At 40.1% G+C, this 14,466-nt stretch carries 13 protein-coding genes and 1 pseudogene; all 14 read right to left on the reverse strand.

The features are described 5' to 3' along the window. The coding region (locus VFM80_RS08920; RefSeq protein WP_395071480.1) for an antibiotic biosynthesis monooxygenase family protein at positions 1 to 237 on the reverse strand (237 nt) is incomplete at its 3' end. A gap of 21 nt (positions 238 to 258) precedes the next feature. Next, a pseudogene (locus VFM80_RS08925) lies at positions 259 to 546 on the reverse strand (sensor histidine kinase); the annotation flags it as partial. Positions 547 to 558: 12 nt separating this feature from the next. Continuing rightward, the gene (locus VFM80_RS08930; protein WP_395071481.1) at positions 559 to 1,623 is read right to left on the reverse strand and encodes a sensor histidine kinase; all 1,065 of its coding nucleotides are present in this window, start codon (positions 1,621 to 1,623) and stop codon (positions 559 to 561) included. A gap of 63 nt (positions 1,624 to 1,686) precedes the next feature. Next, a complete protein-coding gene (locus VFM80_RS08935; RefSeq protein ID WP_395071482.1) occupies positions 1,687 to 5,835 on the reverse strand; it encodes a PAS domain-containing sensor histidine kinase in 4,149 nt (1,382 codons plus the stop codon). 222 nt (positions 5,836 to 6,057) lie between these two features. Beyond that, entirely contained in the window at positions 6,058 to 6,540 is a 483-nt protein-coding gene (locus tag VFM80_RS08940) for an outer membrane beta-barrel protein (protein ID WP_395071483.1), read from the reverse strand. A 70-nt stretch (positions 6,541 to 6,610) separates the two neighbouring features. Beyond that, positions 6,611 to 7,108, reverse strand: coding sequence for a hypothetical protein (locus tag VFM80_RS08945; RefSeq protein WP_395071484.1), 498 nt, complete (start codon positions 7,106 to 7,108; stop codon positions 6,611 to 6,613). 204 nt (positions 7,109 to 7,312) lie between these two features. Beyond that, positions 7,313 to 8,347, reverse strand: a complete 1,035-nt coding sequence (gene nuoH / locus VFM80_RS08950) for an NADH-quinone oxidoreductase subunit NuoH (RefSeq protein WP_395071485.1) — start codon at positions 8,345 to 8,347, stop codon at positions 7,313 to 7,315. After that, positions 8,348 to 10,084 (reverse strand): 2Fe-2S iron-sulfur cluster-binding protein, encoded by a 1,737-nt coding sequence (locus VFM80_RS08955; RefSeq protein ID WP_395071486.1) that lies wholly within the window; start codon positions 10,082 to 10,084, stop codon positions 8,348 to 8,350. It abuts the gene before it with no gap. A gap of 49 nt (positions 10,085 to 10,133) precedes the next feature. Next, positions 10,134 to 10,484 (reverse strand): four helix bundle protein, encoded by a 351-nt coding sequence (locus VFM80_RS08960; RefSeq protein ID WP_395071487.1) that lies wholly within the window; start codon positions 10,482 to 10,484, stop codon positions 10,134 to 10,136. A gap of 72 nt (positions 10,485 to 10,556) precedes the next feature. After that, complete coding sequence (gene nuoF, locus VFM80_RS08965) at positions 10,557 to 11,843, reverse strand: NADH-quinone oxidoreductase subunit NuoF (protein WP_395071488.1); 1,287 nt, start codon at positions 11,841 to 11,843, stop codon at positions 10,557 to 10,559. Positions 11,844 to 11,845: 2 nt separating this feature from the next. Further along, complete coding sequence (gene nuoE, locus VFM80_RS08970; RefSeq protein WP_395071489.1) at positions 11,846 to 12,391, reverse strand: NADH-quinone oxidoreductase subunit NuoE; 546 nt, start codon at positions 12,389 to 12,391, stop codon at positions 11,846 to 11,848. A gap of 1 nt (position 12,392) precedes the next feature. Beyond that, the gene (gene nuoD, locus VFM80_RS08975; protein WP_395071490.1) at positions 12,393 to 13,685 is read right to left on the reverse strand and encodes an NADH dehydrogenase (quinone) subunit D; all 1,293 of its coding nucleotides are present in this window, start codon (positions 13,683 to 13,685) and stop codon (positions 12,393 to 12,395) included. Positions 13,686 to 13,688: 3 nt separating this feature from the next. Then, positions 13,689 to 14,201 carry an NADH-quinone oxidoreductase subunit C gene (locus tag VFM80_RS08980; protein ID WP_395071491.1) on the reverse strand — a complete coding sequence of 171 codons (513 nt, stop codon included), beginning with the start codon at positions 14,199 to 14,201 and terminating at the stop codon, positions 13,689 to 13,691. A 4-nt stretch (positions 14,202 to 14,205) separates the two neighbouring features. Beyond that, positions 14,206 to 14,466 (reverse strand): NADH-quinone oxidoreductase subunit B (locus VFM80_RS08985; protein WP_395071492.1); only part of this gene is annotated, 261 nt, incomplete at its 5' end.

The following is a 14,466-nucleotide window of genomic DNA, read 5'->3' on the forward strand; positions in this document are numbered from 1 at the left end:
ATGTGCTTCACTGCGATGGTTATCATGCCAGTCATGAAAGTGTTCTTCCATTTCCCAATGGGTGATGAGCCAGAATTCAGCATTATTCTCTTTGGGGGACAGCACCTGCAAGCCGAGAAAACCGGGGGCATCATCCACTAAATGAGGCCGGTTCTTGAAGGCTTCCCTAACTTGAACCTCCATATTATTCCGCACTTCAAACTTGCTGATCGCCGTAAATCCACTCTTATAGTTCATTATACGTCAAATTTCATTGATCTATTGATTGTTTTTTGAAATTGTAAAATAAAATATACTTCCTTTATTTTCCTCAGATTCTGTCCAGATCCGGCCGCCATGTTGCTCTACAATTTTCTTGCAAATGGCAAGCCCTATACCACTTCCTTGATAGGTATCCTTGGTATGAAGTCTCCTGAAGAGGCTAAATATTTCATCATGATATTCAGGGTCTATACCGATACCGTTATCCTTTATGGAAAACTCCCAATGGTGTTTTGTCTCATGGGAATTGATTTGAATTTCCGGCCTTTTCCCTGTTTCTTGATACTTTAATGCATTTTATATGAGATTCTGTATTAACATACGAAATGTTACGGGAACTGCATTGATCTCAGGTAGTTTTCCAATATCTATCTTGGCATCTTTGCTTTCAATTTCTCCTTCCAGTATTTGAAGGACTTCCTGAACCATGTCGTAACTTTGAATCAGTTCAGTATTGGTATATAATCGTCCTACACGTGAATACTCTAACAAGTCATCAATTGAAATCGACATTCTCTTAGCTCCATCAGTAGCAAAATAAATATACTTTCGAGCTTTTTCATCAAGCTGGTCGGCATATTTCTTATTAAGCAATTCCATAAAGCTTTGGATCATTCTCAAAGGCTCTTTAAGATCATGAGACACCGAGTAGGCAAAATGTTGTAGCTCTTCATTCTTATCTTTTAGCTGAAAAATGGAGCTTTGCAGCTTCTTCTGTTCAATTTCTAATGTTGACCTGAGGTTGTTTTCTTCAATAATAGCAGATTGTAATCCTTTGAATAATATGGGTATGAGTACGACAGCAGTAGCACTCAAAAAGATAAGATTGACAGAAACTGCGATCCAGGTATCTAAGGCATACTCATGTAATATCAATATTTCACCGGAACTAAAATAGATAAGCAAACCTATGATTATACAGATCAATGTATTCAAGGCTAGTGCTATATAACCATAAAAAGTATCAAGGGTCAGCAATATAAAAATGGTAATGGCCAGCAGATACAGTAAACCCGGGCCAAATGAACCCAGGTAGAAGAGTAGGGCAGTTGAAACGGCATATAATACTGCGTTAAAAAGAATTTTACGAAGGAAAACAGAAATCCCCGGAACAAAAGCAACGATAAATACAATGATGACGGCTAATGAATCCACTGCTATTAACCCGAGCAGGCTGGATTTATAGGCAACATACATTCCCGGTAAAACTGCAATAATACTAAATGGTATCAAATAGATAATTGAGGCGGCAAACAATTTATTCTGCCAGTAAATGAGAGAAGTATCTGCTATCAGGTCATCAGTACAATTATGGGCAATGATCTCCCGATATTTATTCCAAAATTTTTTTACTCTGTTCATTTAACACATAGATATGAAATATTTATAAAAGTGATACTTCATATTTATCCCCAAAAGTTATTTTTATTTTTCTATTGTAAAAAAGAATGTACTTCCTTTTCCTTCTTCAGACTCTACCCAGATATGCCCACCATGACGTTCTACGATCTTTTTACTTATTGCCAGTCCGATTCCCGTTCCAGAATATTGATCTCGGGTATGCAAGCGCTGGAATATTTGAAAGATGTTATCCTGAAACTCGGGATTAATTCCGATACCATTGTCCTTAAAAATTATCTTCCAGTGTGTGTCTGATTCCTTCGCGCTGATGTGTATTTCAGGAATACTGTCCGGCTTTTGATATTTAAGACCATTATTTAACACGTTTTGGAATACTTGTTTAATCGCTCCGGAATTTGCTTTTACCGTTGGTAATTCATCATTTGTGATCTTTGCTTTTCTATCTGAAATCTGGGCATTCTCCAGAGATTTGGCGTCATTTAATATTTTATTAAGATCTACATTTTCTCTTTGTATGTCTTCCTGATGCAAACGTGAGTAATTTAGCAGATCAAGTATAATCTGACGCATTCTCTGAGCCCCTTCAACTGCAAAGTTAATGTATTCATTGGCCTTTGTATCCAGTTTATCACTGTATTTTTTGTCCAGTTGGGTAAGGAAGCTGGTAATCATCCTCAGAGGCTCTTGAAGATCATGCGAAGCAACATAGGCGAATTGTTCGAGCTCTGCATTGGAAATTGCGAGTTCGGCTGCACGTTGTTGCAACTCGGCATTCAGTCTTTGTAAAGACTCTTCGTATTCTTTTTGCTTTGTAAGATCGGTCATTGCACCCACCACGCGTATAACCTTTCCTTTTTTATTTCTTATAAAAATGGCTCTATCAATCACATGAGCATAGGAACCGTCATTTCTTAAAAATCTATATTCTTCATACCAATCAGAGATTGAACTATCCGCCATTTTTTGTTCAATTTTTTGCACCACACGACTTCTGTCACCTGGATGTATCAGGCTGATAAGGAATTCAAAACTTGGGTTTATTTCGTTAAGATCGTAGCCGAATAATTTCTCAAAGCCCTTGCCCCAAAACAGTGTGTCTTCACTGACATCAAAGTCCCAAATTGCATCATTTGTAGCTTTGGTAACTTTTTCGAAGCGTTCGTTAATACGTCTGATCTCTTCTTCATTTTTCTTCCGGTCGGTGATGTCTTTGAAAAATACAGACAAACCCTCCTCAGAAGGATAAGCACTGATATCAAACCATTTATCTAAAGTGGGATAATAGTCCTCAAAATCTATGGATTTTCCTTCGTGTAATGCGCGATGATAGTTTGTGTATGAAATTAAATCAACCGCATCCTCAAATATATCCCACAGATTATTACCTAAAATCGTTTGTTTAGGGGTATGAAGCAGTCTTTCAGCGGCTCTGTTCCAATAGGTAACGATCCAATTCTTGTTAACGGTGAAAAAACCGTCTCCAATACTTTCCAGGATACTTTCTTTCTCTTCAAATGCTTTTTTAAGTGATAAATGAGCTTTCTTGCGTTCTGTGATATCTGTAAGTGAGCCGACAATTCCGGTAACTTTTCCATCACGCAACAGTGGAGCTTCATTGACCTCTACCCAGATTATATTTCCGGAGGCTGTTTTCAATTGCAGCTCATAGGCTTCTTGAACCTCACCGGTTTCGATCGCTTTATGAGTAAGGGCTTCCCCTTTTTTATTTATAGGATGATCGGTGATGAAATCTGTCCAGTCACGCATCGCTTTCTTAGAAGTATAGCCTAAGAAATCGATGCTTTGGGGGCTCACATAGGTCAACACGCCATTCAAATCATGCTGGTAAAACATATTGGTACTGTGTTCTACCACATTTCGGAACTTTTGATCAGCTTCCCGAATCTGCTTTCGTTTTAGAATTTGGTCAATCTTTTGGCTCAGCTGATTATGAATGGCTTTCAACAGAACCTTTTCTTCCTCTAAAATTCTCAGATCTTTTGAAGCATCTGAATTTTTTGAATACCCGACTGTTACCTGTATATCACTTTTAGATTTACTTTTTTTGCCTTCTGTTATACTTAGTTTTTTCTTTAAACCGGCAAAGCTTTTTGAATCGTAATGTTGACTATCCCATGTTATACGAGCTTGTGCAATCTCTTCAAACAACATGCCTTGTGGAATAATATCAGCAGCCTTTTCAAGCAGTTCAGGTATACTAAGATCACTATCATTTAAATTTGCGATGTCATATAAGCAGCGCTGCTCCTTAATTCTTTCAACTAAGGCTTCATGAGATCTTTTTAGCTCTAACTCCGCTTCTTTCCGCTCAGTAATGTCCTGGGTGCTTCCATAAACTCTGATACACTTTCCATCCTTGAATTCAGGTTTCCCGATATTACGGATCCACTTTTTATTTCCTTTTGCTGTAGTAATTTGTAATTCAACATCATAGGAAACTCCCTCAGCCATCGCTTTATCAACTGCTTCCTGTATGGAATCCCGATTTTCACCTTTCGTATAAAACTCGATAGCGGTTTCCAATTCAGGTTCAAAATCAGGATCAACTTCAAATGTTTTCTTTACCACATCCGACCAATATAATTTGTCATTGATCATATCCACTTCCCAGTTACCGATAGAGCCCATTTCATAGACTTTATCAAGCTCAATTTGAAGCTCTTTCTCCTTGTTTATGTCAATGATAACTCCGCGAATGATCTCCGGCTTTCCATTTTCTGTAATTACCGTAACTACATCACGAACCCATATATATTCTCCATTTCCTTTTTGGTAACGATACTCAAGCTCATGGTTTTGACCGGCTTTAGTAAATTTTTCGAATTTGGCATACGTTTCTTTACGATCATCTGGATGAATATGGTCTCTCCAAAAGTGAATGGTAGATGCCCAAACATCGGGATCATGACCTAAGATGGAGAGAGCCTGCGGACTCATATATGTTACATACAAAGTGCCCGGTTCCGCCTCCCAAACAACTCCATCAATCGTCTGTATAAGCGTCTGATACTTTTCCTTGGCTTCGTGTACTTCTTGTTCTGCCTCATATCGATCCGTAATTTCCCTGAAATTATCTACGATCCCATTGATTGCCGGATCATCCAACATATTAGTAATAGTACCTTCAAACCAATGCCAGTTTCCTTGTTTGTCTTTCATTCGGGCTGGAGGGGGGCTCATGGGAACACCGGGATTCTCCAGGCATTTTTGGACCTCACCCATCATCATTTCTATGTCATCAGGATGAACAATCTTGAGCATGTCCATCTCCAGAGCTTCTTGTTGAGTGTATCCTAAAACATTTTCAATGGAAGGAGAGGCATAAAAAGGAGCACCATCAGAGTTCAGGATAAAAAGGACGTCGTTCCCATGTTCTGCCAAGGCCCGGTATCTAGCCTCATTTTGTTCCAATTCTAACTTGGCTTTATGTTCTTTCGTTTTTTCTAAAATTGAAATAAATGAGCCAATGATGTTTCCTTTTTCATCTTCTGCAGGCTTATATTTGATAGTGAAATACCGATCAGCACCATCTTTAGTTTTTGCGGGAAGTTCACCTGTTATGGTTTCACCTTTTAAAACACGCTCATAAATTCCTTTTACAATATCAAGGCGTTCAGGTTGTACGTAGTCTAAGACTGAGTCTCCTTTTTTTACCTCAATTCCGAAGATGTCCTTATAATTTTGAGCAAAATTGTTATTAAAGCTCTGAATGATCAAGTTCATATCAAGAAGAATAAAACTGTCTTCAGAATTATTTAACATGAGTCGGTTAGCTCTTTTGCTGAGCACCTGCTCTGTAATATTAGTTGCTGAATTAATGATGAATTCAACGTTCCCTTCATCATCGAAAACAGGAGTATTGATAACTTCCCAGTAGATTTGCTTGTACTGTCCGTCATCTAATTTTATATCATATCTGATACTTTCCATTCTGTGCTGTTGTTTCTCAGCGATGACTTTTCGAAAGGAATTTCTGAGGCGTTCTACGCCTGTTGGTTTTATCTCATCAGGATTTTCAGGAAAGGATTCAAAAAGTGAGTTACCGATCAGCTCCTCAGCTTTGGTCTGAGTCATTTTAGTATAAGCTTCGTTAACTTGCACAAAAGTAAACTTCGGATCATCCGGTAAAACAATAGATGTAGGAGTAGGGGAAGCCTTGAATATTTGGATAATTTTTTGCCGATCTATCATACCTGTAACTCCTTAGCGGGTTGCTTCTTATTATTTAAATGATATCGGTTGCTGATTTAATAGCGTGGTCTCATTAATCTTTATTTTGCAAGCCAACGCAATGATTTACCACAGTATAAAAGAATTTTCAATTATTAAAATAAATTAATAATTATACCTATCAAATAAAAAAAGCCGCATGTTTAAATGCGGCTTTTAAAAAGAAAGAATTAAGCTTTCTATTTAGAAATAAATAGAAGCTGATACCCGGGCAACTGTGGCAATGTTTGTAGCACTGTCACCAAAGCGGGCATTTAAATTTGCATCAGCACTAACGCTGAATCGATTTGCGAAGAAGTATTCGGCTCCATATCCAATGCCTAAATTAAAATCGGTAATGGAGTTATTGGCGTTGGAGAAAGACGTATTCGATATTCCAAAAACACCCGTTGCATATGTTGCAATAGAATTACCGGTTGAAACATAGTAACGGGGACTGACGCCGATCGTAAAGTTAGTGGTTTGGTCTTGTGTAGAGTTTAAACCTATAAAAGGTGCTAAAGACAGCTCATCATTCAGCATGTAGGGTAGCTCAATGGTTCCTTGCCCTGTTAGGTTTGCCCGAATACCTAAACTACCTGTTTCAGGTAAATTTTGAGCTTGTATGGTTAATGTTAGCATCGAAAAAAGAGTAACAAATCCAATTTTAGTGATGATATTTTTCATAGGATAGTTTTAATTTGTGAGAGTTAATTTACTAAATGATACTTTCATTAGTGATTTGTTGCAAATTATTTTAGTCCTCTAATCCATACAACTCACTAACTTGCTCATAGTTCCGATAATTTATGCCTTTTCCTCTCACTATGGCAGATGGAGGGATGGCAATAACCCTGAGTATATCTCTGTCAAATAAATTAGCATTAGCCTGATTGTTACCTGCTACCTCTCCTTCCACTATCAGACTAACGTCATTCACGTCAAAAGAGAATCGAAGGTTAACCAAGTCGTTTTCGAATGGAACTGAAAAGGGAAGGGAATGCCACGCTGTTGTTCCCTCAAAACGGAGATACCCCAAAACCATGCCATAATCAACCATTTCTTCATCCAGATTATCCCATCCATAGGTAGCAACTGAGATGAAATCATCTTCATATGCAAAATCATTTGCCCTGATAGTGATAGTGCTTGAATAAACGAGGTCAACCTCGCCTTCTACATCATTATCATAAATAGTACAGGATGAGATCAGGAATAAACTGAACAGCAGTAGGATAGATTTTAATACTTTCATAACAAGCTCCGTTGGTTTTTTTGATAATATTAGGTCAAGAACCTTTTTTTATGGTAAAGAAATAGACAGGAAGTTGATATCGCATGTAATGGTTAGGCAATTCATGCGAGTAGAGTTTAACATTTGACAGTTCTGATATAATAAAAAAGCCGGCTATGAACCGGCTTTGTCTATACTAAAAATAAGTTAGTTAGTTTCTTAAGATCAAAACAGATGGGTGTAAGCATACATTCCTGCGGCTATCAACATAAAGTTCAGGATACTAAGAGGTAGCAGTCGTCCCCATCCAAGTTTCATTACCTGATTGTATTTGAAGCGAGGGATTGTCCAGCGCACCCAAATGAATACGAAGCACCAGAATATCACTTTACTCATGAATACAGTCACATCCAAAATACCTTTAACCATTGGGCTTAATTCAGGTAACCAATAACCGGCAAATGGGAGGTGATAGCTTCCAAAGAAGAAAGTAGTGATCAAAATACTTCCAATAAATACGTGCATGTACTCAGCAAGGAAGAACATTCCGAATTTCATGCCACTGTATTCCGTGTGAAAACCTCCTACAAGCTCTTGCTCAGCCTCAACCAGGTCGAAAGGAGTTCGGTTGGCTTCAGCAAAAGCAGCAATAATAAATATCACAGCTCCAATTGGATTTATGAATACATTCCATAAATGTTCCTGAGAAGCGGCGATTTCGACAACACTTAAAGAACCGGCAACCAATACTACGGAAGCAACGGCCATACCCATTGGCAGTTCATAACTGATCATTTGTGCAGCAGCACGCAATCCACCCAGAAGGGAATATTTACTGTTCGATGACCAGCCTGCAAGGGTTACTCCATAAACTCCCAAAGAAGCAACGGCCAAAATAAAGAGAACGCCTGCATTAATATCCGTTACATATAATGTTTCACCAAAGGGGATCACTGCCACCGACAACAATGCGGTTATAACGGGAATCATCGGTGCAATGGCATGGATCGTTTTAAAGCCTTGAGCCGGTGTCACATCCTCTTTAAGAAGCAGTTTCACTACATCGGCAATGGGTTGTAATAGCCCAAAAGGACCAACACGATTAGGCCCCACACGGTTCTGAATAAATGAGGCGATACGCCGCTCAGCATAAACCAACACAGCGGCTGAATTCAGGTAAGTAAAAACACCTAAACTAAGAACAGCAACCCAGGTTGGGATAAATAAAAGTCCGAAAAGATCAATTCCACCTGTACTCATTTATGCAGTTGCCTCTTTTTTGTTTGAAGGATTTAGGTTAACGCCCATTTCATTATCCATGCGTTCATGACTAATATTTTCAAAAGCGGGATTAGAAGATGCAATATCATTCATAATACTTCTGGAGTCTCCAAATGATATGTTTAATCCCATTCGGTCTGCAAGCTGGTTCATAATATCCCAGGCCGGAGCACAATCAACTTTATTATCTTCAGTTACCCAATTATCAAAATTGGTTCCGTATCGGTCCAATCGTCCCTGAGACATTTCCATATTAAGACTTCTGTGGGTGTACTGGGTTTCTTTGGCAGGGAAGGAGCGTTGAATTCGTCCGTCTACATTCACATAACTTGCAGCATGTTCAGCAATGCAGGTTATGGGTATCACCAGATCAGCCACTTTCGATGTCTCACATTCATTGGTAGAAAGTAAAATACTGTATTTGCCTTTTAGATCATCTGCAGAAAGAACATTACGATCTACAAGCTCATCAGAAAGCATGATAACGATCTTGGCTTTATTGACCTCAGAGGCAAGATCTGAGTTTTCCTCATATCCCAATAATTTCACTCCTGAAGTATTTGGAGCCTGATCATCGGTTAACAGGAAATCATCTCCGGCACCCTCAATAATATGAGGAGCAAACTTAAAGTTATTTACACCCCATAGGTTGAATACTTTCATCAACGCATAATTTTCTTCAACGGAAGCATGAGCACTTCCTAGAACCAGCACATCTTCCGGTTTGTGAGATTCTAAAGTCTCAGCAAATGTCTCAATAGCATTGTTCCAGGATGTTTTTGTTTGATTATCACCATCCAACTTGATAGCAGGGCGGGAGATACGGTTTTCATTAAACCTTCTATAGGCTTCTCGTCCGGAATCTGCCATCCAATGGTTATTTACTTCACCATTATATCTTGGTGTAATTCGCATTACCAAGTTATCCCTTGTCCAAATGTCAATATTGGTTCCTTTACCATTGGTAATATCAATGCTTGGAGTTTGATTCATCTCCCAAACACGTGCCTTAAATCTAAAATCGGAAGAAGTAAGAGCTCCCACAGGGCAAATATCAACGGTATTTAACGAATAAGGATCGTCAAATTCACGTCCCGGTGCAGTCATTGGGTAATTTTTATCACCACGCTGAACAATGGTAAGCTGATGGGTTTCACTGATCTCGTCAGTAAAGCGAACACAGCGCGTACAGTTGATGCAACGCTCGGCATCTAAAGTAACTCTCGGTCCGAGTTGAACTCGTTTAGGTCTGTGTACTTTCTTTACTTCAAATCGACTGCCTTCAGGACCATATTTGTAAGTCTGAATTTGAAGCGGGCATTCACCGGCCTGATCACAAATAGGACAATCCAAAGGATGGTTGACAAGTAAAAACTCCATGGTATCTTTTTGAGCCCTGGCGACTTCTTCATCCGATTCTTGGGTTTTGATAACCATTCCATCCTGCATTCCCAGCGAACATGAAGTTTGCATTTTTGGGAACCATCGGATTTCACGTTCCCCGTTTTCATCCAGTTCAAATTCACCGGTTTCACGGTTTTTAACAGGAGTACCTGCTTTTACAAAACACTGTCGGCAGTTTGCGGGGGCGCTCATTTCAGGATGGTAGCAAAAGAATGGAACTTCTTTGCCTTGATCTAAAATGAACTGAAGAACGCCACGGTCGTCGCCTTCCTCAAATTCGTATCGTTGTCCGTCTATAAATATTTCTGACATATTGGATTGTTGATTTTTGATTTTTGATTGATGATTCAATCAAAAACAATCATTTTCTTTGCGCTGTTTTTCTGGAGATTATAAAAATTGATGCTAACTCGTTCGCTTCTTTTAAAAGAGGCTCAACCAATTGTATTGGCTTGAGGTTTTCATCAATTATAAATTGCATCCAAAATTCACTTTCATCAGCTTCTTCAATAACTATGCTCAATTTTGCGGTGAAAGCTGCTTTACTATGAGCAATGCAAGCAGCTCTGTAATTCGCAGCAACTGAAGTACCGCATCTTATCAGTTGCCCTTTAATATGGTTACCCAAATATGATGTTGGCAAACTAACAGCCAACTTAACACATCTGTGTGCAAAATCTTTTGTCCTTAATATTAAATCATCCTTGTTCAAAATTGTTGATTTTCGATTTGTGACTGTTGATCAGAACAAATCAAAAATCAACAATCATCAATAATAAATCCCTCACGCTACTGCGTGAACTGATTTCTTGCAGCGCGCTTCAAATTCGTCTCTGAAACGGTTGATAGTATGTCGAACGGGCCATGCAGCGGCATCAGCCAGGGCACAAATGGTTCGGCCTTCCATTTGGGTGGTTACATCTAAAAGCAGATCAAGATCTCTGATCTCACCTTCACCGTTTTTGATCTTCAATAATATCTTTTCTAACCAACCGGTACCATCACGGCACGGGGTACATTGTCCACAAGACTCATGTTGATAAAAATGTGATATTCTCCACAATGCATCTACCATGTCTGTGTCTTCGTCCATTACGATCATTCCGGCCGTTCCCATCATAGAGCCGGCTTCTCGCAGTGAATCGGCATCCATGGACACTCCTTCAAGCTGGTCGGCACGGAGTATTGGAGTGGAAGATCCACCGGGAATCAATCCCTTCAGTTTCTTGCCACCTCTAATTCCCTGGGCAACATCATTGATGAGGTCCATCACCGGAACTCCGGAAGGTAATTCATACACTCCGGGTCGATTTACATGACCTGATATCCCATAAAGTACCGGACCGGGATGTGTTTCTGCTCCAATATTCTTGAACCAAGCTGCCCCATTATTTATTACTAAGGGCACGTTAGCCAGTGTTTCAATATTGTTGATGGTGGTCGGGCGGCCCCAAAGTCCTTTTTGAGCAGGGAAGGGAGGTTTAACACGAGGATATCCCCGTTTACCTTCCAGCGATTCCAACATGGAAGTTTCCTCACCACAGATGTAAGCTCCGGCTCCTCCGGTTACTTCAAATTCTACGCTATAGTCGGTACCAAACAAATTCTTTCCGATAAAACCTTTGTCGCGGGCATCTTGTAATGCCTTCTCCATCATCTTGATCCATGAATAATATTCTCCACGGATATATACATATATAGTAGTTACTTTCATCGCATAGGCTGCGATCAATGCACCTTCAATAAAAAGATGGGGATTGTATTCAAAGATCTTGCGGTCTTTGAAAGTGCCCGGCTCAGATTCATCTCCGTTACAAGCAAGGTAACGGGGACCGCCGTCAGCAGGGGGCATGAATGACCACTTTAGCCCCGCATTGAAACCCGCTCCGCCACGTCCGCGGATGTTGGCTTCTTTTACTTCATTGACTACGCTTTCCGGAGTCCAGTCATCACCTTTAATAACGTTTTCAAGTGCTTTGTAGCCACCGTTTTTGATATATACATCGATCTTGTCCAGGTTTGGAATGTCTGGAATAAGTACCGGTTCAAAAGATTTCCAATCAGAAGCCATAATTACTTGTTATTAATATTTTCGAGGAGAGGCATTCCTACGGATTCAAATTCTGGCATTTTACCTTCTTTCAGGCTGTCAATAACCTTATCGAGTTTTTCTTCGGTGAGATTGTTGACATAAACATCATTTGTGATCTGCATCATTGGGGCATACCCACAGGCGCCAAGGCATTCTACAGATTGAATGCTGAACATCCCGTCTTCGGTAGTCTCACCTGCTTTAATGCCAAGCTTGTCTTCCAGGTAGTGTAACATCTTGTATCCACCGCAAAGCTGACAGCTTGTAGTAGTGCACACATCCAAAACGTATTTTCCTTTACGTTCTTTATAATATTGCGTGTAAAAAGTAGCTACACCATGAACATGAGATTCAGGCAGATCTAAAGTTTTAGCAACCAAGCGCTGCACCGGAGGTTCAACATGCCCAAATCTTCTTTGTGCCACCCAAAGTGTGGGGAGGGTAGCCGGCATTACTTCCGGAAATTTGGCCTTTATGGCTTCAATTTCTTCTAAGTCTTCTTTTGTGAATTCGTACGTTTCTTCCATCTTATTTATCTGCTTCTCCCATTACAGGGTCAATTCCACCAATTATAACTACCGTATCAGCTACCATTTCTCCGTCTAGAATATTCTCCAATACCTGAAGGTTGCGGAAGGATGGAGCATTGACTTTCAATCTCCAGGGGTGGCCGGTTCCATCACTTTGAATGAAATAGCCTAATTCTCCTTTTGGAGATTCTACAGCATGATATACTTCTTTGCCGGCCGGAGGACAGATCCCGGTATCGGTCATCATAAAATCATGGATCATGCCTTCCATTGAGTAGTACACTTCATCTTTGGATGGATAGGCATGTTTTGCATTGTTTGCTCGGATCGGGCCTTTTGGCATTTTATCAAAACATTGTTCAATGATCCGGATACTTTCAGCCATCTCTTCCATTCGCACGAAATAACGAGCAAGATTATCCCCTTCAAGGCGGGTAGGGACTTCAAAATCAATTTCATCATACTTCAAATAAGGAGTGATGATACGTTGATCAACTCCGTACCCAGAGGCTCTCAATACGGGCCCAGTTGCACCAAGGTCTATGGCATCTTCTGTTCTAACGATTCCTACATCTTTATTTCTGTCAATGAAAATTCGGTTACGGTCTAAAAGCCCGTGCCAGTCTTTAAGTTCGTTAGGAAAAGTTTGAATGAATTCCTTGATCCGGGCAACAGCATCATCTGTGAAATCATTAGCGACACCGCCAATTCGGGAATGCGAAACCGTAAAGCGGTGTCCGGCTACTTCATCAAAAATATCATAGATCTTTTCACGTTCGCGGAAGGTCCAGATGAAAAAAGAGATAGCTCCTGCATCCATGACCATGGTTCCTAACCAAAGCAGGTGGGAAGAAATACGAGCCAATTCCATACAGATCATACGGATGTATTGAGCCCGCTCAGGTACTTCAACTTCAGCAAGCTTCTCAACAGCCATACAAAGGGCTACATTATTGCTGTAAGGAGAGAGGTAATCCATGCGGTCAGTATAGGGCATGAATTCCTGGTAGGTTTTATTCTCTGCAATTTTTTCTACACCACGGTGCAAATAACCAATATCGATCTTGGTCTTCTCAATAAGCTCGCCTCGAAGTTGAAGGATCAAACGAAGCACACCGTGTGTAGCGGGATGCTGAGGCCCCATATTGAGGATCATCTTGGAATTAAGTGGGTCTTCACTGTCAATATCCTCGATGGTTGTATGTTTGTCCTCAAGGCTTTTATATATTCCTCGTTGGTGCTCCTTAAAAAACTTCGGATCTACTTTACTATTAATATCAGTGAGTTTCATGCCTTACTCCGTATCTGGGGTTGTGTTAGGCAGCTCAATGGAACCGGGAATACCCAACAGCGGAAATTCTTTTCTTAGCGGGAAGTAATCAAAATCTTCCGGCATGTAAATTCTTCGAAGATCAGGGTGACCTTCAAAAAGAATACCATACATATCGTAAACTTCGCGTTCTAACCAACCGGCTGATTTCCAAACTGAAGAAACAGTATCTATTTTTGGATTTTCTTCTTCAACCCTGGTCTTTAAAAATATACGATCGCGAGTTTTGAGGTTCATCATGTTATAGATCACTTCAAAACGCTCATCAGATGTGTACCGGTCAGTTCCGATTATGTCAGTCAGATATATAAAGCGGTGCTCTGTTTTGAGATAGTTACAGATCTTAACAATGTTTTCAGCTTCCACTCGGATGTAGATGTGATCGCAAGATTGATAGACTTCAATGAGATCTTCCGAGTGATCAGAAGAAAGCCCGTCTACAACGCCTTGTAATGTATCGTTCAATTCTAAACTCATATTCTTAGGTATCTAATAAAACAGAATGCTCAGTTTTAATTTTGTCTTGTATCTTCATCAAAGCATGAAGAAGAGCGTCGGGTCGGGGAGGGCATCCTGATACGTATGCATCTACCGGTAAATAATTATCCACCCCCTGAACCACACCATAGCAACGGTGCATTCCGCCGGTTGATGCGCAGGCACCCATGGCAATACACCATTTTGGATCAGGCATCTGATCCCATATTCTGCGAATGGCGTGAGACATTTTATAGGTCGACCA

The organism is Gracilimonas sp. (assembly GCF_035704785.1).
Taxonomy (GTDB): domain Bacteria; phylum Bacteroidota; class Rhodothermia; order Balneolales; family Balneolaceae; genus Gracilimonas.

Coding starts and splice junctions, on each gene's coding strand:
- VFM80_RS08930 (WP_395071481.1), bottom strand. CDS start 1,623: ATGAACAGAGTAAAAAAATTTTGGAATAAATATCGGGAGATCATTGCC.
- VFM80_RS08935 (WP_395071482.1), bottom strand. CDS start 5,835: ATGATAGATCGGCAAAAAATTATCCAAATATTCAAGGCTTCCCCTACT.
- VFM80_RS08940 (WP_395071483.1), bottom strand. CDS start 6,540: ATGAAAAATATCATCACTAAAATTGGATTTGTTACTCTTTTTTCGATG.
- VFM80_RS08945 (WP_395071484.1), bottom strand. CDS start 7,108: ATGAAAGTATTAAAATCTATCCTACTGCTGTTCAGTTTATTCCTGATC.
- nuoH (WP_395071485.1), bottom strand. CDS start 8,347: ATGAGTACAGGTGGAATTGATCTTTTCGGACTTTTATTTATCCCAACC.
- VFM80_RS08955 (WP_395071486.1), bottom strand. CDS start 10,084: ATGTCAGAAATATTTATAGACGGACAACGATACGAATTTGAGGAAGGC.
- nuoF (WP_395071488.1), bottom strand. CDS start 11,843: ATGGCTTCTGATTGGAAATCTTTTGAACCGGTACTTATTCCAGACATT.
- nuoE (WP_395071489.1), bottom strand. CDS start 12,391: ATGGAAGAAACGTACGAATTCACAAAAGAAGACTTAGAAGAAATTGAA.
- nuoD (WP_395071490.1), bottom strand. CDS start 13,685: ATGAAACTCACTGATATTAATAGTAAAGTAGATCCGAAGTTTTTTAAG.
- VFM80_RS08980 (WP_395071491.1), bottom strand. CDS start 14,201: ATGAGTTTAGAATTGAACGATACATTACAAGGCGTTGTAGACGGGCTT.